At 49.9% G+C, this 26,669-nt stretch carries 23 protein-coding genes; 10 read left to right on the top strand and 13 right to left on the bottom strand.

Going from position 1 to position 26,669, the window contains the following annotated elements; all coding sequences use genetic code 11:
- Positions 1-105: 105 nt before the first annotated feature.
- The 3 genes from ABDW72_RS08925 to ABDW72_RS08915 all read right to left on the bottom strand — a co-directional run bounded on the left by ABDW72_RS08925 (position 106) and on the right by ABDW72_RS08915 (position 2,874).
- Positions 106-1,320 (bottom strand): fumarylacetoacetate hydrolase family protein, encoded by a 1,215-nt coding sequence (locus tag ABDW72_RS08925; protein ID WP_347158197.1) that lies wholly within the window; start codon positions 1,318-1,320, stop codon positions 106-108.
- Positions 1,321-1,499: 179 nt separating this feature from the next.
- Positions 1,500-1,766 (bottom strand): NifU family protein, encoded by a 267-nt coding sequence (locus ABDW72_RS08920; RefSeq protein ID WP_347158196.1) that lies wholly within the window; start codon positions 1,764-1,766, stop codon positions 1,500-1,502.
- Positions 1,767-1,770: 4 nt separating this feature from the next.
- Positions 1,771-2,874, bottom strand: a complete 1,104-nt coding sequence (locus ABDW72_RS08915) for an Mrp/NBP35 family ATP-binding protein (protein WP_347158195.1) — start codon at positions 2,872-2,874, stop codon at positions 1,771-1,773.
- A 301-nt stretch (positions 2,875-3,175) separates the two neighbouring features.
- Between ABDW72_RS08915 and ABDW72_RS08910 the strand changes: the two genes are divergently transcribed.
- From ABDW72_RS08910 to ABDW72_RS08895, 4 genes are all read left to right on the top strand, one after another.
- Positions 3,176-4,093 carry a DUF6515 family protein gene (locus tag ABDW72_RS08910; protein WP_347158194.1) on the top strand — a complete coding sequence of 306 codons (918 nt, stop codon included), beginning with the start codon at positions 3,176-3,178 and terminating at the stop codon, positions 4,091-4,093.
- A 103-nt stretch (positions 4,094-4,196) separates the two neighbouring features.
- Positions 4,197-4,349, top strand: coding sequence for a macro domain-containing protein (locus ABDW72_RS08905; protein ID WP_347158193.1), 153 nt, complete (start codon positions 4,197-4,199; stop codon positions 4,347-4,349).
- Between the two features lie 180 nt (positions 4,350-4,529).
- A complete protein-coding gene (gene dnaG, locus ABDW72_RS08900) occupies positions 4,530-6,449 on the top strand; it encodes a DNA primase (protein WP_347158192.1) in 1,920 nt (639 codons plus the stop codon).
- Positions 6,450-7,273: 824 nt separating this feature from the next.
- A complete protein-coding gene (locus tag ABDW72_RS08895; RefSeq protein WP_347158191.1) occupies positions 7,274-9,025 on the top strand; it encodes a M14 family metallopeptidase in 1,752 nt (583 codons plus the stop codon).
- 57 nt (positions 9,026-9,082) lie between these two features.
- Here ABDW72_RS08895 and ABDW72_RS08890 read toward each other — a convergent pair whose 3' ends face one another.
- Complete coding sequence (locus ABDW72_RS08890) at positions 9,083-9,565, bottom strand: Dps family protein (RefSeq protein ID WP_347158190.1); 483 nt, start codon at positions 9,563-9,565, stop codon at positions 9,083-9,085.
- Positions 9,566-9,844: 279 nt separating this feature from the next.
- Between ABDW72_RS08890 and ABDW72_RS08885 the strand changes: the two genes are divergently transcribed.
- Positions 9,845-10,360, top strand: a complete 516-nt coding sequence (locus tag ABDW72_RS08885) for a cupin domain-containing protein (RefSeq protein WP_347158189.1) — start codon at positions 9,845-9,847, stop codon at positions 10,358-10,360.
- Positions 10,361-10,405: 45 nt separating this feature from the next.
- On the opposite strand, the gene ABDW72_RS08880 is transcribed toward ABDW72_RS08885, so the two are convergent.
- The 9 genes from ABDW72_RS08880 to ABDW72_RS08840 form a co-directional block, all read right to left on the bottom strand.
- Positions 10,406-11,893 (bottom strand): S10 family peptidase, encoded by a 1,488-nt coding sequence (locus ABDW72_RS08880; RefSeq protein ID WP_347158188.1) that lies wholly within the window; start codon positions 11,891-11,893, stop codon positions 10,406-10,408.
- Positions 11,894-12,117: 224 nt separating this feature from the next.
- Positions 12,118-12,915 (bottom strand): YdcF family protein, encoded by a 798-nt coding sequence (locus ABDW72_RS08875; protein ID WP_347158187.1) that lies wholly within the window; start codon positions 12,913-12,915, stop codon positions 12,118-12,120.
- An 8-nt stretch (positions 12,916-12,923) separates the two neighbouring features.
- Positions 12,924-14,735, bottom strand: a complete 1,812-nt coding sequence (locus tag ABDW72_RS08870) for a cellulase family glycosylhydrolase (RefSeq protein WP_347158186.1) — start codon at positions 14,733-14,735, stop codon at positions 12,924-12,926.
- Positions 14,736-15,414: 679 nt separating this feature from the next.
- A complete protein-coding gene (locus ABDW72_RS08865) occupies positions 15,415-16,044 on the bottom strand; it encodes an HAD family hydrolase (protein ID WP_347158185.1) in 630 nt (209 codons plus the stop codon).
- A 164-nt stretch (positions 16,045-16,208) separates the two neighbouring features.
- On the bottom strand, positions 16,209-16,955 hold the full coding sequence (locus ABDW72_RS08860; RefSeq protein WP_347158184.1) for a DUF72 domain-containing protein: 747 nt from the start codon (positions 16,953-16,955) through the stop codon (positions 16,209-16,211).
- Positions 16,956-17,122: 167 nt separating this feature from the next.
- On the bottom strand, positions 17,123-17,785 hold the full coding sequence (locus ABDW72_RS08855; protein WP_347158183.1) for a hypothetical protein: 663 nt from the start codon (positions 17,783-17,785) through the stop codon (positions 17,123-17,125).
- Between the two features lie 212 nt (positions 17,786-17,997).
- Positions 17,998-19,245, bottom strand: coding sequence for a bifunctional 3,4-dihydroxy-2-butanone-4-phosphate synthase/GTP cyclohydrolase II (locus ABDW72_RS08850; protein ID WP_347158182.1), 1,248 nt, complete (start codon positions 19,243-19,245; stop codon positions 17,998-18,000).
- A 392-nt stretch (positions 19,246-19,637) separates the two neighbouring features.
- On the bottom strand, positions 19,638-20,225 hold the full coding sequence (locus tag ABDW72_RS08845; RefSeq protein ID WP_347158181.1) for a nitroreductase family protein: 588 nt from the start codon (positions 20,223-20,225) through the stop codon (positions 19,638-19,640).
- A gap of 212 nt (positions 20,226-20,437) precedes the next feature.
- A complete protein-coding gene (locus tag ABDW72_RS08840) occupies positions 20,438-22,171 on the bottom strand; it encodes a phospho-sugar mutase (protein WP_347158180.1) in 1,734 nt (577 codons plus the stop codon).
- 389 nt (positions 22,172-22,560) lie between these two features.
- Between ABDW72_RS08840 and ABDW72_RS08835 the strand changes: the two genes are divergently transcribed.
- The 5 genes from ABDW72_RS08835 (at position 22,561) to ABDW72_RS08815 (ending at position 26,485) form a co-directional block, all read left to right on the top strand.
- Positions 22,561-22,956, top strand: coding sequence for a hypothetical protein (locus ABDW72_RS08835; RefSeq protein ID WP_347158179.1), 396 nt, complete (start codon positions 22,561-22,563; stop codon positions 22,954-22,956).
- A gap of 269 nt (positions 22,957-23,225) precedes the next feature.
- Positions 23,226-23,969 carry a hypothetical protein gene (locus tag ABDW72_RS08830; RefSeq protein WP_347158178.1) on the top strand — a complete coding sequence of 248 codons (744 nt, stop codon included), beginning with the start codon at positions 23,226-23,228 and terminating at the stop codon, positions 23,967-23,969.
- A gap of 99 nt (positions 23,970-24,068) precedes the next feature.
- Positions 24,069-25,253 (top strand): FAD-dependent monooxygenase, encoded by a 1,185-nt coding sequence (locus tag ABDW72_RS08825; protein ID WP_347158177.1) that lies wholly within the window; start codon positions 24,069-24,071, stop codon positions 25,251-25,253.
- A gap of 196 nt (positions 25,254-25,449) precedes the next feature.
- Positions 25,450-26,019 (top strand): hypothetical protein, encoded by a 570-nt coding sequence (locus tag ABDW72_RS08820; protein ID WP_347158176.1) that lies wholly within the window; start codon positions 25,450-25,452, stop codon positions 26,017-26,019.
- A gap of 4 nt (positions 26,020-26,023) precedes the next feature.
- A complete protein-coding gene (locus ABDW72_RS08815; RefSeq protein ID WP_347158175.1) occupies positions 26,024-26,485 on the top strand; it encodes a ribosomal maturation YjgA family protein in 462 nt (153 codons plus the stop codon).
- Positions 26,486-26,669 lie beyond the last annotated feature (184 nt).

Below are 26,669 nucleotides of genomic sequence, written 5' to 3'. Positions count from 1 at the left end.
AAGCGCCTGTAGAAGCAATATTGTTTCTACAGGCGCTTATATTTATAGCTGATCTAACGGGCAATCCCTCCATACACCTGTCTGTAGATACTGTATAGTAACACCTTAAACTATTTTTTGCAGAACTCGCGTGCGTACCTCCCCAAAACCAATGCTGATGCCGTTACGCTCCCCGTAGCAGCGAACTACTACCGTATCGGCTTCCTTGGTGTGCAGCATCTGGTTCCGCTCCGTGGCCATAGTGGGCGAGGCGCTAGGAGGTGGTAGGGCTGGCAGGGCAGTATAGGCATTTTCACTGCTTGGTATGAGCCTGCTGCCAGGTAAGTGGCTGCCGATGCTGCTTTGCGAAGTCAGGCTCTTATATAGATTAGAAGAAGTATACTTGTATGGGATGGAACACAGGCTGTTTTCTAATTCATTTTCCGACTGTAGCTGCACCTCCAGCTTCAAGTCATAGTAATAGCTTCCTACATCCTCCAATAGAGGCTTTTGGGTTTGTTCCGGAGCTTTTACTTTAAAGGGTTCCAGCGCGTCCAGGGTAACTACCCAGGGTGATACTGCCATAGCTGTTGTAGAGCCCGCGCCGGCAGACGCATCCTTTACCAGCCATTTATTAACAACTACAAAGCCGAAGACAGATGCATCTGCCTCTGCTGTAATAGCTTCCGGCGCACTTTCTGCTTTGTTGATGATTAGGCCGATGCTTACTTCAAAGTCAAGTTGCTGGCATGGGGCAGAAGGGGGCACTTGGATATGAGGGGAGCTGATTTCCATTTCTGGATGTTGCAGCTTGATGCCGTCTCCTGTGAATGTTGGTGGTGAAGGGAGAGTAGCGCTTTCAGAATTGCGCAGGTGCTGACTTATATGTTCGTTTTGCCAAAGCGTTTTCGAACCAGAGTGAAACCCTGTACTGCTCTCCAGAATGCCATCGGCTATAGGTATAGGTAGCAGGAGTTGGGCATCAGACTGCTTTATCAGGCACTCCCGGATCAAATCGCTGTTGCCGCATATTTCCTCGTTGCTGGTGCGTAGCAGTTCCGATACCCGGTTCCGTACAGCACGCCACACAGGACGGCCCAAAGAAATAAAATCATTCAGGGAGGAGCGGTGAAATACGTTCGGGTCCAGGTCGATGAGCTCAAACATATTATGCTGGGCCACTACGCACAGGTCCAGGATGCATTCTCCTATTGCGACACCCACCCGGGGATCACGGTCTTCGGTCTGAAATATGCCGAAGGGCAGGTTCTGGATCGGGAAGTGGCTGGTTGCTGCTATTTCTATCCAGGAGTGCAGGGAAGGGTCGTTCGCTTTTACCATTGCTATAGAAGTAGAGGTTCTAAACAAATATAGCATTTAAACGCACCAAAGGAAAGTGCAAGGACGGCTATATCAAGCTTGCGCCCTAAGGAGCAGTTGCCTCTGCAGCGTGAGCATAGCAAAAGAAAAGCGTGTATGATGACTCATACACGCTCTATTTACATTCTTCTTAAAGTATGTTATCCTATAGGAGCTACGTTAACAGCTTCTACCGCTCTTATTTCCGGTACTGCTTTCAATACCGACTGCTCAACGCCTGCCTTTAAGGTCATCGTGGACATGGGGCAGGAGCCACACGCACCTAGTAACTCTAGCTTCAGCACCATATCGTCGGTCACTTCCAACACCTTTACGTTGCCGCCATCAGCCTCCAGGTAAGGCCGTATCTGGTCCAGCGCACTCTCAATGCGGAGCAGGAAGTCTTGATCTATGTTTGCGGCAGTCATTGGTTTAGCTTTTAATTTCTACAGGTTTAGTTTGCGCCAGCGTGGCATTACGGAGTGATACCTGCTGTGCCACAGCCTGTGCCAACTCTCTGAAAACACCGGAAGCCGGAGAATCGTTCTGCAATACAATAGGAGTACCTGCGTCGCCACTCTCGCGGATGCTTTGCACCAATGGCACCTGGCCCAGCAACGGTACGTTATACTTATCGGCAAGTGATTTGCCTCCTCCTTCGCCAAAGATATAGTATTTGTTCTCCGGAAGTTCTGCAGGTGTAAAGTATGCCATGTTTTCTACAATGCCCAGTACCGGCACATTTACCTGCGGCTGTCGAAACATCTGCAGGCCTCTCACGGCATCAGCCAGGGCCACTTTCTGTGGCGTTGTTACAATCACAGCACCCGTTACAGGCAAAGCCTGCACCATCGTCAGGTGAATGTCGGACGTGCCCGGCGGCAGGTCGAGCAACAGGTAATCCAGTCCACCCCAATCCACATCTGAAATAAACTGACGCAGGGCAGAGCTGGCCATCGGGCCACGCCATACGACAGCGCCATCAGCCGGTGTCAGAAAACCAATGGACATCATCTTAACGCCATACTTTTCTACCGGCATGATAAAGTTCTTGCCATGGTCGCCCTGCACCATATGCGGGCGCTCCTGCTCGGTACCAAACATCGTAGGAATAGATGGCCCGGAGATATCCGCATCAATCAAGCCGACGCGGGCACCAGACTGGGCCAGCGCAATGGCCAAGTTAGTTGTAACCGTAGATTTACCGACGCCACCTTTGCCGGAAGCTACCGCAATAATGTTACGCACCCCACGGAGTACCTCAGAAGTGTCGCCGCGGCCGGAGGTCACACGCGAAGTCATGTTCACAGTCACGTCTGCTTCTTTATCCACCATCATATGAATGGCGTTAACGCAGGCATTTCGGATAAGGTCTTTTAACGGACAAGCCGGTGTGGTCAGGATAACAGTAAAACTAACTGCTTTTCCATTTACCTGCACGTCCTCTACCATGTTGAGCGTCACCAAGTCTTTGCCCAGGTCCGGTTCCTCCACATAGCTGAGGGCTTTCAATACAGCTTCTTTTGTAATCGACATAGTTGAAATTTAGCAGTAATGCCCTGCAAAGATACGAACAAAATAATCTATTCGCATGCAAAGCCTTAAGAGAGCAACAAGCCGGGCTGCTGATAAGTTTACAAGTGCTTAGGATTTGGTATATACCACATATAAACTGCTTCAAAAACATAAAAAAGCGTAGTTAACGCAGGTGTCAGCGATGTGAAAACACATTTAGAGATTGTTTTTTTAGTCTATGCTACATTTTGTGTTCTGAATTGTAAAAATTGGCAAGATTATAGCATCTATAGTATATATAGGTAATCAAAAAAGCAGTGCCATGAAAATCGCAAAAAAACATTTTACTGCCCTTGCAGGCCTGGTGCTGATGGGTAGTACGGCCTTGCCGCTTAGCGCGCAAGCACAGCGTAGACCAGAGCGGGTACACCAGCAGCCCAGCGTTTCCGAAGGCGTTTCAAGGCGCCCTTCCCGAAACAGCAGCGCCGATCAAGCCCCAGCCGCAGTAGAACGCAGCAATATGGAACAACGGCAGGAAAGGCAGCAGACAACGGCGCCAGCAGCCCGGCAGCAGCGGCAGGAGTATACCCATGAAAATGCCCCGGCAAGAGACAGCCGTAGCTACAACCAACGGAATAGCGCCGGCAGTCCGCAAAACAGCAGCTACCGCCAGCAGGCCAACCGGGACGACCGCAGCTATGCGCGTAGCCGCTATGCTGAACAGCGGGCAAATCGAACGTATCGAAACACGGAAATGGCATCAGATAATTACCGCCGTTCAGATTACGCCAGCCACCACTACGATCGTGATGACAGGTATAGAGCACCCTATCGCAGGGGCTATGAAACACGTCGCGTTCCCATGGGCTACGTGCCGGTAGTGTACCGCAACGAGTATTACCAGTACTACAATGGTGTTTTCTACAGGCCGTATGGCAACCGGTATGTGGTAGTTTCGCCGCCGTTGGGTATCAGAGTGCGTATACTGCCGTCTGCATACTACCGGGTATTTGTCGGCAGAAACGTTTACTACTACTATGATGGCGTTTATTATAACCGGTACGGGAATGAGTATGAGGTGATAGCGCCGCCTGTGGGGGCACGTGTTCCTTCTTTGCCCATTGGTAGTAGTGTTGTTTACATTAATAACAGGCGCTACTTTGAGTTTGACCATACGTATTACGAGGAGATAGTCCTGCCCAACGGGGAAGTATGGTACGAGGTAGTAGGCAAAGGCTGATAAGTTAATCTCTAAGTATAAACAGGCATCGAGGCAGCTTCGCTTTGATGCCTGTTTTGCTGTCAGGGCATCTGGTATTGCTGAACCCAACATCAGCACCGGTGTGTATGGTTACCCCAAGGATAAAGCTGCAGAAGTGGCGGTACAGGCTGTGCAGAAGTATCTGCAGGAGCATCAAACCAGCCTGCAGCGGGTAGTATTTATTTGCTTTGATGCGGAGAACTATGGCCTTTATAAATCGCTGCTGGCTAAATGAGAGCTGCCTGGAAGCATGTAGACGGTGTGTTTGGTTAGATTAAGCACTAGCTCTAGCGCAGCTTACAGGATAAAAGAACGGGAGGATATCAGTTCATACTTTAAATAATCTTGCCAGGTAGCCAAACGCCGATCAGCAATTAAATGTATCTTTGCCTTCCATCCGCCAGTACTTTTTGCCATGTCGCTGATACCCAAAGAAACCGTTGACCAGGTAATTGCCCAAGCCGATATCGTAGAGGTTGTGGGCGATTTTGTGTCGCTGAAGAAGAAGGGGCAGAACATGTGGGCCTGCTGCCCATTCCATCACGAGAAATCACCTTCATTTTCTGTTTCGCCTGCAAAAGGCATCTATAAATGCTTTGGCTGCGGCAAGGCGGGCAACTCGGTGCAGTTTATAATGGATGTGGAAGGCACCAGCTTCCCGGAAGCTATCCGCTACCTGGCCAAAAAGCTGGGTATCGAGGTGCCTGAGGAAGAGCAGACCCCGGAACTGGCACGGGAGCAGAGTGAGCGCGACAGTCTCTTCATCGTGTCTGATTACGCCAGTAAGCACTACCAGCAGAACCTGCATACGCATGAACAGGGAAGTATAGGCCAGTCTTACCTGAAGCAGCGGGGCCTGAGCAGCCAGACTATCCGCAAGTATGAACTGGGCTACAGCCTGGATGAGTGGTCTGATCTGACGGATGCTGCACTAAAAGCCGGCTATCAGCAGCAGTACCTGGAGGCAACGGGCCTCTCCATTGTTAGGGAAGAGGGCAAGCGCTACGACCGTTTCCGGGGCCGTGTGATGTTCCCGATTCACAACATCTCGGGCCGCGTGGTAGGCTTCGGTGCCCGCACCTTAAAGCCGAACGACAAAAAAAGCCCCAAGTACCTTAACTCACCTGAGTCCGACATCTACCACAAAAGTAATGTGCTGTATGGCCTTTTCCAGGCCAAGCAGGCGATCCGCATGCAGGACATGTGCTACATGGTGGAGGGATATCTGGATGTGCTGTCGCTGCACCAGGGCGGTATCGAGAACGTGGTCGCTTCGTCTGGTACGTCGCTCACCGAAGGCCAGATCAAACTTATTTCCCGCTATACGGATAACATTACGGTGTTGTATGATGGCGATGCAGCCGGCATCAAAGCGTCTCTGCGGGGCATTGACCTAATCCTGGAAAACGGGCTGAACGTGGATGTAGTCACCTTTCCTGAAGGAGAGGACCCGGATTCCTACATCCAGAAAGTTGGTGACGCTGCGTTTAAAACGTATCTGAAAGAGAAATCACAGGACTTTATCTCTTTCAAAACCAGCTTGTATGCGACAGAAGCGGCTGGCAATCCTGTAAAAAAAGCAGAGGCAATTAAAGAGGTGGTCGCCAGTATTGGCAAGATACCGGATGCCATCAAACGGACGGTTTTCTTTCGCAGTTGCAGCCTCATTTTTGATATTGATGAGCAGGTACTCATATCGGAGTACAACAAAGTGCAGCTGCAGGACCGCCAGCAACACAAAACAGGCGCTTCAGCTGAGCCCACTTATGCTACAGCGCCTGCGGTAGAAGTAGAGCCGGAGAAGCCCGCCTCCGATACAGACATTCTGAAGCGGTATGAACGCGAGATCGTGCGCATGCTGCTCAATTACCCGGACCGGATGCTGGAAGAAGGAGTGACCACCTGCCAGTACATGTCGGAGCAGCTGGAAGATGTGGAGTTCAGGACGCCGCTCTATGCGCGCCTGCTGGAGCTGGTAAAGGAAAAGCTCTGCACCGGTGTGCTACCCACTGCCGAAGACTTCATCAACTACCCCGACCAGGAGATACGTACCGAGGTCATACACCTGCTCTCAGATCCCCACGAACTGAGCCATAACTGGGAAACACACCACATCTTTGTGCCCCGCGAAACCGACCTGTTGCCCTATGGCGCGGAACGGGCCGTACTGCGGCTGAAATGGCGCAATGTGGAGCTCTTACTTAAAGGCGAAATTGAGAAACTGCGCCTGGTCACAGACCCACAGGAGCAGGACCGGCAACTTACCAATATCATGCTGCTTAAAACCCTACACAGCCAACTCGGCGACATGCTCGGCATTGTAGTAAACAAGTAAACCGGCGATTAGGCCTGCTTCATGGATACTGTTGCGCTAAGCTTGGTGCCAGATTCCAACTTGTGTAAGGATAATGCCTTAACACCTCCCTACCCTCCTCAAGGAGGAAATTCGGCTATAGAAGGTGGCGAAGTAGAAGAGCCATAGTATATGCTTCGCTTCGTGGATCTGTTTTGTCCCTTCGGTTCAGTGAAGTCAAAGACTTCACCTTTACCACAAATCACGACTCTGGAGATTCGCGCCAGCGTTCTTATCAGTATACTTATTTATACTTGAGCACAACTATAGGCTGTAGCTATTGGATAGATTCCAGTCCTTGGGTGGAGCGCCTTGGCGGGTTGCGGTGCCCGTAAGGGGGCAGCCCGCAGCGAAGCGAGGAAGCAGCTTCACGCCACCGCGCGATGCCCTTGTCGGGGCCCCTGCACCCCCAGGACGTGCCCTCGCGGGCTTAGAGCGCACCAAAGCCAAACATGCAACAGAACAAGTATAAAACTGAGGATGAACGGCAGCAAGTAAGTATAGCCTGCCTCGTAAAGTATCAAACCACAGCTACAAAGTATATCTTGCCAGCTAAAGTATAAACTACAGCTACTAAGTATAACCGGAAGTATAAACCAGAGGATGAACACAGCTGCCAGCAAGTATAAATCTCAGATTCAAGAGCCGCTACAAAACACAGCTAAATATAAAATCTAAGAGCAGCCGCAACAGGTAGGTATAACCTGAGTCGATCAGCATAACTGAAAGTATATCCGATCTGTCTTTTACCTTACTCCCCTTTTTACGTTCTTACAGCCTCATTTCCATACATCACAGACTATACCATGTTAACCACGTTACTCTTTACAGCACTCCTATCTGCCACAGGGCCTGTTAAGCCTGACCTGAAAACGCCCTATGAGAAAGGCAACGGGAACCAGACGGCTACCTACGAACAAGCCATCGACTGGTACCAGCAATTTGACGCCGCCTATGATGAAGTGAAAATGGTACCGTATGGTATGACCGATGTCGGCAAGCCGCTGCACCTGGTGATCGTTTCGACGGACAAAGACTTTGATCCTGCTTCTATTCATCAGAAGAACAAGCGTATTCTGCTCATCCAGAATGCCATACATCCTGGGGAGCCGGAAGGCGTAGATGCGACCATGATGCTGGCCCGCGACTACCTGCAGAACAAGAAACTGCGCCAGCAGCTTGACAACGTGGTGCTGATCATCATTCCGGTATATAACATTGGGGGTGCCCTGAACCGCAACAGCCACACCCGCGCTAACCAGAACGGACCGGAGAGCTACGGCTTCCGTGGCAACGCCCGCAACCTCGACCTGAACCGCGACTATATTAAAGAAGACTCGTGGAACGCCCGCACCTTTCACCAGATCTTCCGCGACTGGGATCCGGATGTGTTTATGGATAACCATACCTCTGATGGGGCCGACTACCAGCACGTGATGACGCTCATCCCGACGCAGCACAACAAAATGAACCCGGTGCTGGCGCAATACATGCAGCAGCAGATGATCCCGGCGCTTTACCAGGGCATGCAGCACGACAAGTATCCCATGGTGCCTTACATGAACACCGTGGGCGAAACGCCCGACAAAGGCATAATCGGGTTTATGGAGTCGCCGCGCTACGACACCGGCTATACGACGCTCTACAACACCATTGGCTTTGTGCCGGAAACGCACATGCTCAAGCCTTTTAACCAACGCGTAGATGCTACTTATAAGCTGATGGAGAACATGATCGGAACCATTCACCGCGATGCAGACGAGATTGGCAAAGCGCGGGGTAAAGCCATTCAGCAGACCCTGGCACAACAGAAATTTCCGCTGGACTGGAAGCTGGACACAACGCAGGTAACGCAGGTTCCTTTTCTGGGGTATGCGGCCAAGTATAAGCACAGCGATATCAGTGGCGCTGACCGCCTGTACTACGATCGCAAAGCGCCCTACAGTAAAATGATTAACTACTACAATGAGTTTACGCCAACTGTTACCATACAAAAGCCAGTAGCTTACATTATTCCGCAGGCCTGGCACGAGGTAATAGAGCGCTTGAAACTAGATAAGGTGCAGCTACAACAGCTTACCCGCGACACCACCATCACCCTCGACTCCTACTATATTACAGATTATAAAACGAGTCCGCGACCATACGAAGGCCACTACATCCATTCTGATGTGCAACTGCGTACCGAGCAGCTACCACGGCATTTCTTTAAAGGGGATTATGTGGTGTACCTGAACCAGCCAGCCAACCGCTTTGTGGTAGAGGTGCTGGAGCCACAAGCCATAGATTCTTATTTTAACTGGAATTTCTTCGATTCCATTCTGATGCAGAAAGAGTATTTCTCCAACTATGTTTTTGAAGATCTGGCCGCCGATTACCTGAAGCAGCACCCGGAGGTGCGCCAGCAGTTGGAGGAGAAGAAAAAAGCCGATGTTGAGTTTGCCAAGAGCCCCCGTGCGCAGCTCGAGTTCGTTTACCACCACTCACCATATTACGAGTATACCCACAACCTGTACCCGGTAGGCCGGCTGATGCAGGACATAAAGCTGCCGCTGTAGAAGTATAAAAGCCACCCTCTCAGGTGGCTTTTGCTTTTAAATAGAATGGATGGTGGGTTAAACGTTGCCTTTCAGGTAGGCAGAGTACATCCACACCAGCTTTTCCTGCTGGCTGATATAGTCGCTCATCAGCGAGTTGGTTCCTTCATCATTGGCATCAGCCGACATCGTCAGTATCTCCCGCTCGTTTTCCAGCAGCACCCTGAAGCCATTCAGCACCTGCTGTACGGCCGCATTGCCTTCCGATACGTTGGCCACCTCGCTGATTGAAGACTGCTTCAGGTAATCCGTGAACGAATGGAAAGGAGTATGCCCTAAGGTCAGGATACGCTCGGCAATCTCATCGATTTTAAGTACCGCGTCGTTGTACAATTCCTCAAATTTTGCATGCAGCTCAAAGAACTTGTTACCCGAAATGTTCCAGTGAAAACCGCGTGCGTTGATGTAAAATATCTGGTAGTTTGCCAGCAATGTATTCAGTTTATCTGCTAGTTGTTGTGCTTTGTCGGCGTCAATGCCGATTTGATTTTTATTCGCCATATAGATTTTAAATTTTCTGTTTAAACACGTTTGCGTCCGTTTAACCTGCTATGCCCAATCTGCAGGGCATACATGTAACCTGCCAAACTATATTTAATTTACTACTGAAGGGGTGCTAATGTTTAGGAGAATTCTACATCCTAGACCTATCTGCTTGATCTAGAAATAAAAGAATAGGCTTATGCTGGATTAACAACAAGGAGGAAGTGTATCTTGTTTTACCGCTCAACCCTGGGCTTACTTCTTTGGTATATACGTCCATATATACCTTTTCTGGCGATGAATACAAAAGCAGTAACGCCGCACTTTCTAAAGCCGCACGGCAAAATTCCTAACAACCCAACGCTGCCGTTGCTGGTGTACCAGCAGGTATTTGAAAACGAAGCGGACTTGGTGCGCCAGTTTAAAGAGGCCTTTGCCGCAAACAACTGGCGTGGCAGTTGGGTGAATGGCGTGTTTGACTACCACCATTACCACAGCAGATCGCATGAGGTGCTGGGCGTAGTGGCAGGTGCGGCCATACTTATACTAGGCGGCCCCGGAGCAGAAGAAGTTGCAGTTAAAGCGGGCGATATGCTTGTGTTGCCGGCAGGAACCGGCCACTGCCTCAAAACGGCTTCTCCCGATTTTAAGATAGTAGGCGCTTACCCGCCCGGACAGGAAAGCTATGATATCTGCACAGAACAAGACAATCCGGAGGAGAAAGAAAAGAACATTGCACAGGTGCCTGTGCCCGAAACAGACCCGGTTGCGGGAGTTGGCGGGCCGCTCCTAAAACACTGGAAGCGCCCGTAATACAGGCGCTTCCAGTGTTTTGAGTAACTATAAGCGTGTTTCTGCTTAGTATTTTGCCGGCTGACCTTTCTTTGGCAGTGAGGCCCGGATGAAGACGCGGATGTCGTTGGTGCCGGTTTTTAAGTCTTCGCGGCGCAGGTACATCATGTGGCCGCTACGGTAGCCTTTCCAGCTCAGGCGGTCTTTCAGCTTGCCGCTCGGGTCTAGTTGCCACATGCTATACTTGGCATTAAAGTAATCGCAGGCGCCATCGTAGTAGCCGGATTGAATCATGACGTGCAGGTAAGGGTTCTCTGCCATTGCCTGCCGCAGGTTTTCGCCCGCCTGGTTGTTGCTGTCGTCCCAGGGATATACCGGGCCGAACATGTTATACTTCACATCGGTTTTATAGTTCAGTTCTTCGCGCAGGTACATGTTAATGGCCGGCGTAAAGGCATGCAGCCAGGCGGTAAGCTCCGCATTAAAGTCCGGCCGCTCCCCGGCTGTTTCACGGTCAATGCCTTTGTAGCGGGAGTCGAGCCGGCCAACTGTGAAGCTCTGGTTCCGGAGTAGCTCTTTCCAGTAGAAATTAGTAGGCACCACCAGGTTGTGCTGCAAAATGCTCTGCTCCGACAGCCCGGAATAACGTGCCATTTTAGCGGCGATCGCCTGTTTCTGATTTTCCTCCAGAAAACCGCCGCGGCTGATGGCCGGAATCAACTGATTTATTGTGAAATCCTCTACTTCGGGCAGCACCTCGGTTAAATCTTTCTGCTGCAGCTCTGGGGGCAGCTGCTTGTGATACCAGGCCGTTGCGGCAAAGTAGGGTAGGCGTAGGGCCGCATCTACAGGGCCACTTCGGTCGATGCCCAGATCCGTGGGCGATACCAGGATCACGCCGTTGAGGTACATCCACTCCATGTCCTGCAGCGCCAGCGCCAGCCCCGACACGCGGGTGGTACCATAGCTTTCGCCAATAAGGTATTTAGGCGAGGTCCAGCGTTCTTTGCGGGTTACAAAGGTGTTCAACCACTCGGCCAGGTACTGGATATCGGCATTTACGCCGAAGAACTTGGCTTTCATCTTATCCTTGTCCACGCCGTCAGCCATGCGCGAATAGCCGGTATTTACCGGGTTCACATACACGATATCGGCCATGTCGAGGAGCGAATACGGGTTTTCCTGGATTCCGTAGGGTTGTGTCGGATAGCCCTCGTCGTCGATATTTAACAGGCGCGGACCAGTATAAGCAATGTGCATCCACACCGAAGCAGAGCCGGGGCCACCATTAAAGGAGATGATCAGCGGGCGGGCAGCGTGGTCTTTTACATCTGAGCGCTCATAGTACGTATAATAGAGCCCGGCAATGGGTTTCCCGTCTTCATCCCAAACGGGTTGTGTGCCTGTGGTGGCGGTATAAGGCACCCGCTTACCCAGAATGGTAACTTCGTGCTTGGTGGTGACGGTGGAGTCCATGGGGATGGAGCGCCGTTGCGCCATGCCCGGCAATACGAGTAGGGCCAAGAGTATAACCAGTGTAAAGATCTTCTTCATTCTAAAACGCATTAGGGTATGTAGAAACCACAATATAAGGAAAAAACACAAGCCAGCTTTAGGTTGTATACATACCTGCTGAGGAAAGCTCCACGCCCGTAAAACTCCTCCATAAAAACACTTACCAGCGCTGCGATAGCAAGTATAAAGTATAACGACAGATTCAAGCAGGACTCAGTTTTCAGGGAATTAACGCAGGCCAGGCAACGGCATGGCTGTTATCGCTACTGACGTACATACTCGGTAAAAACCTGCACCAGCTCCTGATAGGCTGTCTCCACATCTTCCGGGATGTCTACGGCCGTGATAAACCCTTTGCCATTCGGGCCATAGCCGTCTGCATCATTGCGAAGCCTCGGGATCTCACCCATCAGCAAAGACAACAAACGATCAATACTGCAGAACTCGTTGTGGGCTTCATCTGCATAAACAATTTTATGGTGGGCCAATGCCAGTTCAGGAACAAAAGTGGCATAGCTGATAAACTGAACACCCACTTCCTGCTGCCATACAAGCTCGAAGGAAGCTTTCGAACGGCGTTGCAGCACAGGGTCCTGCAACAGCAGTATGGTTTTGGGCGCCTTCTGCAAGCCGCTTAGAACCTGCCTGGCCTGCTTCGCATTATCGCCGCAATTGGTCGATTTATTTTCAATGATAAGCGTACTGGCCGGCACTCCTAAATAGTTCACGAGGAGGTCTGCAAGCATATCCGCCTCCGGTCTTTCCCCTACTGGTATATGCCTGTAAACTGGATGGTTCCGAATATTTTCCTCCAGAAAATGCGTGGAATGTCCTATTCCACCACAGATCATCAGCTCCCGGGCCAGTCCGCTTTTATAGGCTTTCGCAGCTGTTTCGGCTACCTGCAGGCTGCTACTGCCCAGCAAAATCAGCAAGTCGGCTTGCGTTGCTTTATACTTGGAAAGCAACGCTGAAGATGTTAGTGAGGCGATGTCTCTTTGAGCCAGGAAACGGATGACAGTATGAAGTAAAGTTACCTGGTGCTGATTTACCTGCTGCATAAAGTTGCTTAGGGGCGCTTCCCGCTATTTCCTTTTCTCTTATTCCGCTGCCCTTTTCCACCTTTTTCCAAGTGGATGGAGCTGAAGTTAAAGCCGCCCTTCGCTGCTTGCACCCGAAGTACATTTTGGCCTTGCGCTAGTGGTACCTTCGCAACCGGCAGTGTCTGCCACATTGTTGCGCCGCCGGTGTTTGGCACTGCAGCCGGCTGCCCCACAGGTTTGCCATTGAGGAGCAGGACGGCTTTACCTGTATCCTGGTCAGCAGCAACCTCAAGCAGGATATTGTATGTGCCTTTTTGCGGGGCATACACCGTGTATTGCAGCCATTCGCCGTCTTCGATGCTGTTCACATAATAATTCTGCGTCTGCGGGTTCACAGCAATGTCCACGCCGTCGTTGCGATACACGTGGCCGTTGTTGCCTGAGGTGCGGGCGCCACCGGTCGAGATGTAGTAGTTGGCGGTATCTTTGTCGTAATATGCATACCCGTTGCGGCCCAGATCGTAATCGACCGCTTTAATTGTAAGCGCAGGAGCTAACCTGTGTGGTATAAAAGGTTTTGTTGCGGCAGAACGCACCTGCCGGAACATGGCGTCGATCACATCCGGATGGTACAGGCAGTTTTCCAGTTTCGTGTTTTCGGCCTGCTGCATCAGCGCCTGGTAAGCTGCATCCGGAGCGGGCTTTGGCCCTTTGTTTTGCCAGTAGTCCAGTATTTTCTGGTAGCCCGGATCTACTTTTACCTCCAGCGGATTGTTAAAGCCCATCTTTTTAAGCGGCCACCAGCTCCAGCCGATGTCGTTTCTTTCAGCCAGCGCAATAGCTTGTGTAAACCACACGTTCGAGTTTTCTCCCGTTTCGCCAAGCCAAAGCGGCACGTTATACTTGTCGCGCAGCTCCAGCCGCTCTTTGATAGAAGCCTGGTCGTTGTAGTTCCAGTATTTATGGAAACTGAGTACCATGTTATCGTCCCAGGTGGGCAGCACGCCGTTATAGTTGTTGCCCCAGCAGTTGCCTTCTATAATAATGATATGCTTTTGATCTACCTCGCGAATAACCTTCGTAATGTCCATCAGCAGCTTTTTGAGTGGGGCGTTCTGCTTTTCATCGCAGCCATTCTTGTCATCCTTGTTAGTAAAGCCCCAGTTCGGTTCGTTGATGATGTCGTAGCCGCCGATGTAGGGCTCGTCTTTGTAGCGCTCCGCCAGCTTACGCCACAGGGCAATTGTTTTCTGCTGGTTGGCTTCGCTGTCCCATAGCGAGGGCTGCTTCGGATCACGGTCCGAAATGTTCAGGTCGTTGCCTTGTCCGCCCGGGGCAGCGTGCAGGTCCAGGATCAGGTACATGTTGTTGACCTTGCACCAGGCCAGCAGGCTGTCTGTCATTGCAAAGCCTTTCTCCAGCCAGGTATTCTGCCCCTTAACAGGCTCCTGCTCCACAGGCAGCGTGTATAGGTTATAATGCATCGGCAGGCGCACCGAGTTAAAGCCCCAGGCTGCCAATGAATCAATATCTACTTTGCGGGTGTGGTTGGCAAGCCAGGCCTTGTAGAACTCCGCCGTTTTTTCAGGACCGATCAGTTCCTGCACTTTTGCTTTGATCACGTGCTGCGGGCCGGCTACTTCCCCGGTGCGTAGCATGTAGCCTTCCTGCAGCATCCAGCCGCCCAAACCCATGCCACGCAGCAGCACTTCTTCGCCTTTTCCGTTTACTATCTTTTGGCCATCAGCTTTCAGGTAGCTTTGGCTTTGTGCCTGTTGGGTGCCAAGGCCGCTTAACAACAGCAGCAATCCGACTAGCTGGCGTAACTGTTTCTTCATAGGTTCTGCAGGTATGTGATTTGAGGTGAGCAATAGAACACTCAAGTTAACAAAACCCTGTGTTTAGCACTACCAGGTAAAAAATAAAATAAAGATTGGTGAGGAGAGGGGGAGTAGTTGTTGCATAGCAGGCAGGATCCAACCACCCCTGCCCCTCAGAGCTACGCTTGCAAGCTTCGAACTCACGTTCTCGCTTGTCTAAGGAGGGGAGGCTGCTATTGCTTTGGCTGAAGTTGTATAGTAGAGGCTTCGGTATGTGGTGCTGTTTTGTCCCTGCTGGCCAGTAAAGTCAGATACTTCCCTTCAAGGCAAGAATCTAGAGATTTGCGCCAGTATTCTTACCAGTATACTAGTTTATACCTGACCACAAGTAAAAACAGCAGCTATGAGAGAGATTCCAGTCCTTGGGTGGAGCGCCTTGGTATATTGCGGTGCCGCGGGAGCGGCAGCCCGCTAGGGCAGCTTCACGCCACAGTGCGAAACGCAAGGGCGTGCCCTCGCGGGCCAGAGCGCACCAAAGCTAAAGATGAAACAATGCAAGTATAAAACTGAGGAAGAACAGACGCTAACAGGTATAGCTTGCCTGCTGAAGTAAAAACCACAGCTACTAAGTATGGCCGGTAGTATACTTAAGAGATAGTCAACTACTAAGTATATCCAGCAAGTATAACTACCCCTCCTAAAACCGCTGCTTCAAATCACTAAACTTCTCAATCTGCGGGACCTCCTGCTCTACTTTTCCAAATCCATAAGCTGCAAAAATAAACGGCACATGGGCACCCACACTGGCTTCGTAGTCTCCTTTGGTGTCGCCGATGTAGACAGGGGCGTCAAAACCATTTCGCTGCACGACTTCTTTGATGTTATCAGCCTTGGGTAATTTTGCCGTGCCGTAGCAGGCATGATCGGTAAAGTAGTGGCCCAACTTGCTATACTCCAGGAACGACTCAATGTAATCACTCTGGCAGTTACTCACGATCGCCAGTTTATACTTATCGTGCAGATAGTCCAAGGTTTCTTCCAGCCCCTCGTACAACTTGCCACCATCCCGGTTCAGGTACTTTATCTCCTGTGCGGCACAGGCGGCCTGCAGCTCGTCTTTGTACTGCTCCGGCACGTTCGGGAAAAGCTTTTTGAAAATGGCATCGTACGGCATTCCTGCCAACGACTGCACTTCTGCTTGCGTGATGCTGCGGTCTTCAAAGTTCAACTCGCTGAGGGCTGCCTGCCAGGCGGCTGCCACTGTTCCGGTCGCATCCCATAAGGTGCCGTCTAAGTCAAATATGATACTGTCTCTGTTGTCTAACATGTATAATTGTAGTTGAAGCCGATTAAATGAAGTAACCGGCTATACGTTGGTTCATGAAAGTATGCCGGCAAAGTATAACAGGACCTTCTGCCATGCAAATCCCTGCTGTATTAATTTGATGCTGTTGTTTTGAAATTGTAGAAAAAGGCTGCACAAGGATATGCTTACATGTTTTCTACCAGTTCCCGCAGTTTTTGTGCGTCCAGCACGGCATTGCCAGTAATGGTGTTGTTAAAGTATACCCACACTTCTTTTCCGTCCAGCAGCCAGTCGTGCACCATAAAGGCGTACCGCTCCAGCTGCTCTTCAGGATAGGCGGAGGCATACATTTTTTCGTCGCCGTGCAACCGCAGGTATACGGTGTCGGTTGTGGTGGTCTCCAGCTTAGGGAAGCGCTTGCCGGCACTGGAAATCACCCAGGTAATGTCGTAATCGCGGAGCAGGTCCTGCGCCTGTGCTGTAAACCACGACTTGTGCCGCGCCTCCAGCGCAAAGATCGGTACCGGGTACAGCTCCCGCAGCATCCGGAAAAACGGTTCCACCACACCAAAATCGAAGTGAAAACTACCAGGCAGCTGTACTAGTACTGGCCCCAAGCGACTGCCCATTTCCAAAAAGCGACTCATAAATTTCTCCAGCGGCTCCTGGGCATCTACCAGCCGGCGCTTATGAGTTATTTCCTGGTGCAGCTTTGCGGCAAACCGGAAAGTGTCAGGCGTGCTGACTAGCCATTTTTCAATGGTTTTAACCATGGTAAAATGATAGAAGCTGCTGTTAAGTTCGGTGGTGTTAAAGCGGGTCGCGTAGTAAGGCAGGAAGTCCGCTGATTTCATTTCTTCCGGGTACAGGATGCCTTGCCAGCGGTAGCTCCAGCCGGAGGTGCCAATGTATAATTTTGCTGTAGATGCCATGCTAAGCCATACGTACGCGAGTTGCCGGCGGCTTAGCCATTCTCTGTCTGAATTTGATCTTTACAATCTGCTCCCTGAAGTATGCCAGATATAGCATACAAGCATACAAATTCAATATAAATTAAACAGGTAATACGCTTTTATGAAGCTGCACCATGTATAATTTACTACTGCAAGGCATTGAAGTAATTGACCACTGCCACAATGTCGTTGGGCTGGTCAAAGCTGAGGTTTTGCTGCTTCATGAAATCTTTTACTTTGGTTGATTTCTTGCCGAAAAGCTTGAAGAGACTTTTCCGCACATTATGCAAGGGTACAATGTCGCCGCCAGGCAGCAAAGCATAATAGAGCTCCACCACCTGATCGGCTGCCTGACTGGCTGCAGGCAGGTAATAGGCAGCATTGTGTTTGCCGTATGAGCTTCGGGGCACGTAGGTCTCGCGCGCCATAAGGGTAATGGGGCCTTCGTTCAGCTGCTCAAAAAAAGCAGGCTTCTTGAAATCGGTATAATCGCGGTCCTGGTCCCAGCGGAATGTGCGGAACGTGTGCGAGGTGCCACCCGTTACATCATGCGCCACAAAGTACTGCACATTTACGGGCGTGCAGGAGCTGATGGTGCCATCGGCATGCTGTACGTTTACAACATCCTGAGTCCGGTAAAAGAGCAACTCTCCCGACAGGGTATCACCGGATGCCAAGATCACTTCTCCACGCGGCCAGGCCTGAATGTCCATGGCGGTTCTGGTTTGGGCCAGCCCGCTTAAAGAAAACAACAGGAACACCACACTGGCTATTCCTGCTGCGACCGTATTGCTTATACTTGCCTTCATACTACTGGAAATAACTGAAAGTGAAAGTAAGCTGTCTGCCAACTTGTGTGTCTATGTGCTGGCATACAGGTGCTTACATTTATCTACAGCTAAACCCGGCAGAATGTTTTTGCCTGGGCAGCAGCGGGAATACTTCCTGCAAAATAACAACACCCTGCCCCAAAAGCGGGTGCTTCGGAGCAGGGCGTTGTGGTATTTAAAAATGGCGCTGGTTACTTGCTTATCGTGACGCTCTTTAGAATTTCATGGCCTAATTTATCGCGTTTCGTTGTCAAATAGCGCTGGTTATACTTGTTCGGCTTTATTTCGATCGGCACACTCTCCACCACTTCCAGGCCATAGCCCATCAGGCCCGTACGCTTCTTGGGGTTGTTGGAGATCAACTTCATTTTGGTGACGCCGAGATCGCGCAGGATTTGGGCACCCACGCCATAGTCCCGCTCATCCATTCCAAAGCCAAGTTCCAGGTTTGCTTCTACGGTATCGCGGCCCTGCTCCTGTAATTTATAAGCCTTCAGCTTATTTATGAGCCCAATGCCGCGGCCTTCCTGGTTCATGTAGACCACCACGCCTTTGCCAGCTTCCTCTACCATGCGCATGGCTTCGTGCAGTTGCGGCCCACAGTCGCAGCGGCAAGACCCAAAGATGTCGCCGGTTACACAGGAAGAGTGTACGCGCACCAGGATCGGCTCGCCTTCTTCCCAGGTGCCTTTTACCAGTGCCAGGTGCTGGGCGCCGTTGCTGCGCTGCGTAAAAGCATACAGATCAAACATGCCAAAGTCTGTTGGCAATTGCACAACAATCTCGCGGTCTATTAAGCTTTCTTTTTTCAGCCGGTATTTGATCAGGTCTTTTATAGAAATGAGCTTCAGGTCGAAGCGCTCAGCTACCTTAAACAAGTCGGGCAGTCGCGCCATGGTGCCATCCTCATTCATGATTTCTACCAGCACGCCGGCAGGAGCCAGGCCGGCGAGACGGGCCAGGTCAATGGCGGCTTCAGTATGACCGGCGCGACGCAGTACGCCTTCTTTCTTGGCCTTGAGCGGGAAAATATGCCCCGGGCGTCCTAACGCCTGCGGATCAGTGGCCGGATCAACGAGCGCCTGAATGGTTTTGGCTCTGTCGGAGGTGGAGATACCGGTGGTGCAGCCATACCCGATCAGGTCTACTGAAACAGTGAAAGGGGTGGCATGCAGTGCCGTGTTACGGCCTACCATCAGGTCCAGCCCTAGTTCTTCGCAACGTTCCTCTATAAGCGGTGCACAGATCAGGCCACGACCATGGGTAGCCATAAAGTTCACGATCTCAGGTGTTATCTTTTCTGCAGCACAGATAAAATCACCTTCATTTTCACGGTCATCATCGTCTACCACGATCACCACCTTGCCCAAGCGAATATCTTCGATAGCAGCCTCAATGGAATCTAAAGGTCTTAATGCTTCCGTTGTATTGGTTTCCATACGTTTTTTATTTGGCCTGCCAGCGCAGAACAGCGCATTTGGCGGGCTGTTGTTCTTGTATAAAGCGGCACAAAATTAAGAAGATTACGCCGCAATCCTGCTTTTATTTGAATAACACATCTGGCAGCGATTTAGTTGTTTCAGGTGCTGTTATAGCAAGTATAGTAAACAGCGCTGTTACGAGAGGCAGGCTCCTGCTGCTGTCCGGTGCAGGTAAAGGCTTGTGCTGTTTGGCTTTGGCAAGCTTTCAATGGTTATTCAAAGGCTAGAACTGCCTTAATATTATATTGTTGTGGCATTTGTGCGAGGCACTAAATAGCGTAAGCAGGCAAGCTTATAAAGGCTATACAAAGTATAACCCCCGCTACCTCAGCATCCCGCAGTTACAAGTTTCAGCCATGCCACGCTACTTTCTCTTCCAGTGGTACATGCCGCTTACCGGGGCCGGTAGGGCTTTCAGCATAACCTAAGTATAAAATGCCCAGCACGACATCCTCTTCGCGCAGCTGCAGCATCTCCTTCATACTCGGGTGGTAGGCCATGCCGCCTGAGCCCCAGTAGCTGGCCAACCCAAGCGCGGCAGCGCCCAAAAGCAGGTTCTGAATAGCACAGGCAGTGGCGGCAATTTCTTCCAGCGGCGGTATTTTGGGTAGGTCGCCACGGCGCATGTAGGCTACTAGTATGTGCGAGGCTTTATCGCCCATGTGCAGGAGCTTTTCGTAATTAACCTCCAGGAAACGCTCTGGCGCTGTTTGTTGCTTGTACAGCTCGGCATGTGAGAGGCAGAACGCCTGTGCTTTGCTGCCCGCGTATACATGAAACCGCCAGGGCTCGGTATGGCCGTGTGTCGGCGCCCAGTCGGCCAGCGCCAGCAGTTGCTTCACCTGCTCGTCCGGAATGTGCTGGCCGTTCATCAGCGGTGGCTTGGTGGTGCGGCGCGTTTCGATAACCTGCTTTATAGATTGGAATAACTCGTTCATCAGCAAAATTTAAATTGTAATAGGTGGTGCAATGGTGTAAAGGTACAACACTTGCAGCCTAGAAGTATAGCTAACGTACATCGTGCAGACAAGTAGGCGCGCGGGTATTGGATTGCAGCCGTGGCAGCTTCAATAAAAATGGCTGCGTGGTAGGAAGCCATACTTCCCGGCTACGCAGCCATTTAGGTAATTTAACTATTCGGCAGTAGCGCCTACTTCAGGTTCAGGTCTTCCAGCATCTGCTGTATCTTTTGGTTCAGCTTCTGCTCCGTTGCGTCATAGTCAGCGGCGGAGGCAAGCGGCTCGTTCACGCTCACATAAAACTTTATCTTGGGCTCCGTGCCAGATGGGCGTGCTGATATTTTGCTGCCGTCTGCTGTCAGGTACTGCAGCACGTTAGAGCTTTCCATATCCAGCTTGGTTTCCTGGCCGGTCACCAGGTTTTTACGGGTGCTGAATTTATAGTCGCTTATCGCTACGATGTCAGAACCGGCAATCTGTTGCGGCGGGTTGCTGCGCATATCGGCCATCATCTGCTGAATCTCTTCGGCCCCGCGCATGCCTTTTTTGGTGATGGAAACCAGGTCCTCTTTGTAGAAGCCATAGGTCGAGTACATCTCCACCATCATCTCAAACAGGCTCTGGCCCTTGTCTTTGGCTACAGCGGCCATTTCAGCGATGAGGGCGCAGGACGAGATCGCGTCTTTGTCGCGCACAAAATCGCCGGCCAGGTAGCCGTAGCTTTCTTCGCCGCCACCGATGTACGTTTCCTTGCCTTCCAGGTCGCGGATAATGCCGGCGATATACTTAAAGCCAGTCAGCGTTTCGTACAGCTTCACGTTGTAATGTTCTGCTATTTTCCTGATCAGGTCGGTAGTTACGATGGTCTTCACTACGTATTCTTTTCCGGTTAGCTTGCCCGCTTGCTGCCAGGCCTGCAACAGGTAGTTGATGAGCAGCGAGCCTGTTTGGTTGCCATTCAGCAGCACAAACTCACCTTTCAGGTTTTTCACGCCAATGCCTACACGGTCCGAATCCGGGTCTGTGGCCAATACCAGGTCAGCATCGAGTTCTTTGGCTTTGTTCAGAGCCAGCGTCATGGCCTCTTTCTCCTCCGGGTTCGGGTATACTACCGTCGGGAAATTACCATTTGGCTCTGCCTGTTCCTCCACAATGGTAACGTTTGTAAAGCCGAAGCGCTCCAGCACTTTAGGTACCAGGGTGATGCCGGTACCATGCAGCGGTGTGTACACGATCTTGAGGTCGTGCTGGCGCTTGATGGCCTCCTGCGAAATAGATAAACCCAGTACCCGTTCGATGTAGGCTTCATCCACCTCATCTCCGATCATTTCGATGTTGGCCGGGTTGGGGATAAATAGCACCTCGTCAATCGACTTGATTTTGTTTACCTCGTCGATGATGTTCTTATCGTGCGGCGCTGTTACCTGCGCTCCGTCGTTCCAGTAGGCTTTGTAGCCGTTGTATTCTTTGGGGTTGTGCGAGGCCGTGATCACGACACCGCTCTGGCAGCCCAGGTGGCGGATGGCAAACGACAGCTCCGGCGTGGGCCGTAGTGCCTCAAACAAGTATACTTTAATGCCGTTGGCAGAGAAAATGTCGGCAACAATGCGCGCAAACTTATCCGAGTTGTTGCGGCTGTCGTGCGCCACGGCGACACTGATGGCTTGGTTCGGAAAGCTGCGCATCAGGTAATTGCTCAGGCCTTGTGTGGCCATGCCCAGGGTATAACGGTTCATACGGTTGCTGCCCGCGCCCATAATGCCGCGCAGGCCGCCGGTGCCAAACTCCAGGTCGCGGTAAAAGGCATCCGACAGCGTCTCGTTTTCCTGGCGCTCCAGCATGCCTTTAATTTCATTTTTGGTGTCCTCGTCGTAGTTGCCGGCGAGCCATGCGTCAATTTTCTGGCGTATACTTGTTTCGATCATAGTCTGCTGCTAAAGTAAGTTGAAAAGGTAAATGCGTTGTGGCACATAAAAAATCACACCAACCCTACCTGTGCCGGAAGCACAAGCCGAAGAGCAGGTGTGATGGATAGTTCAAAATAAAGGAATTTAGCTCACTTTTACACGGGCCTATACTTTATTTTTCTGCGAAAGGTTGTCCTGTTTCGAAGCGTTGGTGTGCCGCCCAACCGTTAATTATTGCCTGGTAAAGCACCTGCCGGCAATTGTATGTACGTTGTAGCAGCGCACGTGGTGGCGCAGTAGTTTTGTGCTACGGCTACAGCTGTTTTGCCGGCTTCGGGCAAATAATCAAAGCCAATACTTGCAATTGCTAGGGCATGTTGTCAACTTTGTAAAAAAGTATACGCTACATGAACGCAAAAGACCTGAACAACTCCATCGTTGCTATCCTGGAAAAGAAGCAGCAGCTGAACGCGTTAGATTACAACGATGCCCGCTATGATGACATCGAGGAGGAACTGCACGACCTGGAAGACGACTTTAATGAGGAGTATGGCGACTACATGGAAGATGTACTGGAAGATGTGCACGGCAAGCTAAAATCCGATGCAGACATTCTGCTGCCCACCGCGTACCTGGCCAGCTCGCTGGACGGAACAGAGCGCGAGGAAGATGAGAAAGAAGGTGTTTGGGTGGAGTCTGATTCATTTCCGGGCGTAGAGATGCGCCTGGTGCTGGTAGCCAATCCGCCCCGTGTGCTGCTGATCCTCGCTGACCAGGAGCGTGTGCTCTGGACGGCTGAGTAGTCAGATAGTATAAACAAGTATAAGCCGCCGTTTGCGCGTGCTAGAAGCCGTACTTACCAGTGCCTTCGGGAGCTGGTAAGTACGGCTTTTTATGTATGTAAATATTGTCCAGTCCAGTACATTTTTTTGTTTAATTTACTATATTAAAACATTGGAATATAATGGCGGAGGATATTGCAAATAGCAGAATAGGTAAAGCCGTCTCCATTTATAGTACAGTTAGCAGGAGTAGTACTCCTGTTAGCAAGTAGTTAGCTGCAATTTAAAGAATGAAGTCAAAGTTAATATTTCTTGCTAGTCTGGTCATAGTATCGGGCTGCTTTTCAACTCCTGACAAAATTGGTGATACTTCTAAACAAGTCAGCCATGAAAAAATGATTGAAAGCTACCTTAGTAGTAATGCTATAAAACCAACCTTGATATATAAAAATGATGGAAGAAAAGAATTTACTCTCTTAATCCACCATATAGTTTGGAAGGAGTTAGACAGCGGGATTGAAATTTCTATTGACGGGCATTCAATTTCTACAAGTGATAAAGTGACAATTAACTCAGTTGAAAAATCTGGAAAGCACAGCTTGAACTTCGCCAATTTTCTCCTACAAGCAAAAATTTATGAAGAAGAATCTTTAATTGGCTTCGTCCTTGGTTCAGAACCTTGCACAGGAACTGGTTGTAGTGTTAGTTACCAAATCATCTATGATTTGAAGACAGGGCAACAAAGCTACTTCGGCAGATTCAAAACAGATTTTGAGTTTGAACTGTACGACTTCAACTTAGATGGAAGACCTGACTATTTGGCTACCGAAACTGATGGCCCTAATGCAGAAGGATTAATATCAAAAGAATACATCTTATATAGCCAGATAAAGAGCGGGGAATTTGATGAATTCTCAACAGATAGACAAGAAAGGTTTTGGTTCAGGTACACTTCAAATGAATTTGAACAGAATTCGCAAGATGAGAAATTCGAAGAAAATTGGATTGAGAAAATAAACAAAAATGGCAGGTAACACAGTACAGGCTCCATACTCGGCTGCGCCTCGTTCGCTGCCTGTACCAGCACCGTTAGCGGCGATGCCGAGCGACAGACCAAAACACGACAAAGAACTATGGACAATAAGAACATTTTAATATCAGGAGCAGGAATAGCAGGGACAGCTCTTGCTTTTTGGTTGAAAAAATTTGGTTTTAGTCCTACCATTGTAGAACACGCACCCCAATTACGTGAAGGTGGTTATGCGATTGATTTCTGGGGTGCGGGTTTTGACGTGGCAGAACGAATGGAAATTTTACCCGACTTATATAAAGCCGACCTTAAAATTTCGGAACTTTCTTTTGTTGACGAAGACGACAAACGCAAAGGCGGTTTGAGTTATGCAAAAATTACGCAACAGCTAAATGGTCGTGCTTTTGCACTACTTCGCAGTGGCTTGGCAAAGGCGATTTACGACAATCTCGACAAAAACATTGAAATTATTTTTGGTGACACCATTACAAAAATAGACCAAAACGAGAATGAAGTTGCTGTAACTTTTCAAAGTGGCAACACTCGAAAATTTGATTTGCTTGTAGGTGCTGACGGCTTGCATTCAAACGTGAGAAACCAAATTTTTGGAAGTGAAGCACAATTTGCAAGATTTTATAACTATTACACGGCTTCTTACACTATTGACGATGCTACATACAGCGACAGAGAATTTAAAATGTATAACGTTCCGGGCAAGCAAGTGGCTATCTATTCCACTAACGACAAGAAGATGACTGTATTTTACATTTTCACTTCGCCTGAAAAATTATCATACAATCACCGCGATATAGAAGCACAAAAACAAATTCTAAGAAGTGAATTTAAAAACGTAGGTTGGAAATGCGCTGACTTGCTTTCAAAAATGGACAAAGCACCCGATTTTTATTTTGACACAGTAAGCCAAATTCAAATGACTAATTGGTCAAAGGACCGGATTACCTTGGTTGGTGATGCTTGTGATTGTCCGTCTTTGCTATCGGGACAAGGTTCAACACTTGCAATGGTTGGAGCTTATATTCTTGCAGGCGAACTGAAAAACGCAAACGGGAATTACAAAGTTGCGTTTGGACAATATCAAAATATTTTCAAACCATTCATAGACGAAAAACAGCGATTGGCACAAAAGTTCGCAAAACAGTTTGTCCCTAAAAACAATTTCGGAATTTGGGTGCGAAATTTCGTAGTAGGTTTAATGGCTTTACCGTTTGTAACCAAGTTGTTTGTGAAACAATTTACCGACCATAGCTTGAACCTGAAAGACTATTAAAAAGTGAAGGCACAAGCTGCTAACATCGTATTGGCAATAGGCGGGATGAACAGCTTCGTATCAACGGAAGTGCAAAATTCAACTTTCGCTCTTCGATTGAAGTTCAGTGCTAAAAATACCGCCCATCGCCAATACGCGGAACGTTATCATTAAATTACACTGAAAACGCCTCTTCATTTACTAATCCATATCCTCTATGAAAACATGTTTACAAGTACTAGGAGCCATGCTCGTGATCTTAGCATTTGCAAGTTGCTCCGACACAGAAATAACGCCGCAGGAAGATGCGCAGCAATATTCGAGGTTCCATGGCAAGTATAAGATCGTGCGCTCTACTAGCAGTGAGGCCGTAGACATTAACCGTGACGGGAAAGCCTCCACTGATTTGCTACAGGAGATAGGCCTGTTGTCTGATGCGGAACTGGAAATCCGGATACCTCTGCCGGCGTATAACCCTGATGGAGTCCTGCCTACATTTACGCAGTTCTGGGAGCAGCAGTTCCTCTCAACTGCAAACGCAGACACGGTTATAAATTATGCGACGCAGGGTGTCGTGCGGTATTTCACCTTTAGTTCGGTCGATTCCCTTCAGATAGTACCTGACGAGCAGCAGGTAGATGCGATGCTCTTTCCGTTACCTGATGTAGTTACCATCCAAGACAGCGACCAGATAAAAGTTGTTATGCATAAGCAGTTGTTTACCAGTTCAGGGTGGAAGGCAGTTACCATCACAACGTTGTACAAGCGCTACACCATGGCCACCTGAAAAGATGTGCTACCAGGCCGTTTGCCAGCAGTTTAACCTCCTCCTCCCCAACTATACTTTGAATCCAGCCAAACGCACAATAAAGTACCTTTTGCTGCTGCTGGTGGTTATTACCGCCGGGCTGCTGTCGCGGAAAATAACCGGCGTGCCGCTGATGACAGGCGATGTGCTGTATGCCATGCTGGTGTTTGTGCTGGTAAGCTATTTCTTCCGCTCAGGCAAAACCTTTGGTATCGCCCTAAGTAGTATGCTTATTTGTTACAGCATCGAGATAAGCCAGCTGTGCCGGGCGCCCTGGCTGGTGGCTATCCGGAGGACAACGTTAGGCAAACTGGTGCTGGGGCAGGGCTTTTTGTGGAGCGACATGGGTGCTTGTACGTTGGGTGTGCTGCTCTGTCTGACAGTCTTATACCTGGTAAACAAGTATAAACAGCGGCATAAAAAGCGCAGGCATAAAGTCGTATAGCGGCTGGTTTTGCTTCTTCAGGCGGCAAGCATCTGCTGCTCCTGCAGTTTTGGAGCTGGTTTACCACTGCGATTTGGCAAACCCGTGCTACCACAGAATATAGGCGCTGGCTGGAATTTCTGACCCAAATTATATACCTTTCTGCAGAAAGCTGCTGCCGGAAATCCCGGCTATACTTTGAAAC

Origin of the sequence: Pontibacter chitinilyticus, assembly GCF_039748935.1 — a bacterium.
Taxonomy (GTDB): Bacteria; Bacteroidota; Bacteroidia; order Cytophagales; family Hymenobacteraceae; genus Pontibacter; species Pontibacter chitinilyticus.
This window is presented reverse-complemented; position numbering and strand designations above follow the sequence as displayed.

What these genes read in the sequence shown, in the direction of transcription:
- ABDW72_RS08865 (WP_347158185.1), bottom strand. Translation starts at nt 16,044, where the DNA reads ATGTTAGACAACAGAGACAGTATCATATTTGACTTAGACGGCACCTTA.
- ABDW72_RS08835 (WP_347158179.1), top strand. Translation starts at nt 22,561, where the DNA reads ATGAACGCAAAAGACCTGAACAACTCCATCGTTGCTATCCTGGAAAAG.
- ABDW72_RS08840 (WP_347158180.1), bottom strand. Translation starts at nt 22,171, where the DNA reads ATGATCGAAACAAGTATACGCCAGAAAATTGACGCATGGCTCGCCGGC.
- ABDW72_RS08885 (WP_347158189.1), top strand. Translation starts at nt 9,845, where the DNA reads ATGAATACAAAAGCAGTAACGCCGCACTTTCTAAAGCCGCACGGCAAA.
- ABDW72_RS08875 (WP_347158187.1), bottom strand. Translation starts at nt 12,915, where the DNA reads ATGCAGCAGGTAAATCAGCACCAGGTAACTTTACTTCATACTGTCATC.
- ABDW72_RS08860 (WP_347158184.1), bottom strand. Translation starts at nt 16,955, where the DNA reads ATGGCATCTACAGCAAAATTATACATTGGCACCTCCGGCTGGAGCTAC.
- ABDW72_RS08850 (WP_347158182.1), bottom strand. Translation starts at nt 19,245, where the DNA reads ATGGAAACCAATACAACGGAAGCATTAAGACCTTTAGATTCCATTGAG.
- ABDW72_RS08845 (WP_347158181.1), bottom strand. Translation starts at nt 20,225, where the DNA reads ATGAACGAGTTATTCCAATCTATAAAGCAGGTTATCGAAACGCGCCGC.
- ABDW72_RS08920 (WP_347158196.1), bottom strand. Translation starts at nt 1,766, where the DNA reads ATGACTGCCGCAAACATAGATCAAGACTTCCTGCTCCGCATTGAGAGT.
- dnaG (WP_347158192.1), top strand. Translation starts at nt 4,530, where the DNA reads ATGTCGCTGATACCCAAAGAAACCGTTGACCAGGTAATTGCCCAAGCC.
- ABDW72_RS08815 (WP_347158175.1), top strand. Translation starts at nt 26,024, where the DNA reads ATGTGCTACCAGGCCGTTTGCCAGCAGTTTAACCTCCTCCTCCCCAAC.
- ABDW72_RS08870 (WP_347158186.1), bottom strand. Translation starts at nt 14,735, where the DNA reads ATGAAGAAACAGTTACGCCAGCTAGTCGGATTGCTGCTGTTGTTAAGC.
- ABDW72_RS08895 (WP_347158191.1), top strand. Translation starts at nt 7,274, where the DNA reads ATGTTAACCACGTTACTCTTTACAGCACTCCTATCTGCCACAGGGCCT.
- ABDW72_RS08915 (WP_347158195.1), bottom strand. Translation starts at nt 2,874, where the DNA reads ATGTCGATTACAAAAGAAGCTGTATTGAAAGCCCTCAGCTATGTGGAG.
- ABDW72_RS08880 (WP_347158188.1), bottom strand. Translation starts at nt 11,893, where the DNA reads ATGAAGAAGATCTTTACACTGGTTATACTCTTGGCCCTACTCGTATTG.
- ABDW72_RS08830 (WP_347158178.1), top strand. Translation starts at nt 23,226, where the DNA reads ATGAAGTCAAAGTTAATATTTCTTGCTAGTCTGGTCATAGTATCGGGC.
- ABDW72_RS08910 (WP_347158194.1), top strand. Translation starts at nt 3,176, where the DNA reads ATGAAAATCGCAAAAAAACATTTTACTGCCCTTGCAGGCCTGGTGCTG.
- ABDW72_RS08825 (WP_347158177.1), top strand. Translation starts at nt 24,069, where the DNA reads ATGGACAATAAGAACATTTTAATATCAGGAGCAGGAATAGCAGGGACA.
- ABDW72_RS08925 (WP_347158197.1), bottom strand. Translation starts at nt 1,320, where the DNA reads ATGGTAAAAGCGAACGACCCTTCCCTGCACTCCTGGATAGAAATAGCA.
- ABDW72_RS08820 (WP_347158176.1), top strand. Translation starts at nt 25,450, where the DNA reads ATGAAAACATGTTTACAAGTACTAGGAGCCATGCTCGTGATCTTAGCA.
- ABDW72_RS08890 (WP_347158190.1), bottom strand. Translation starts at nt 9,565, where the DNA reads ATGGCGAATAAAAATCAAATCGGCATTGACGCCGACAAAGCACAACAA.
- ABDW72_RS08855 (WP_347158183.1), bottom strand. Translation starts at nt 17,785, where the DNA reads ATGAAGGCAAGTATAAGCAATACGGTCGCAGCAGGAATAGCCAGTGTG.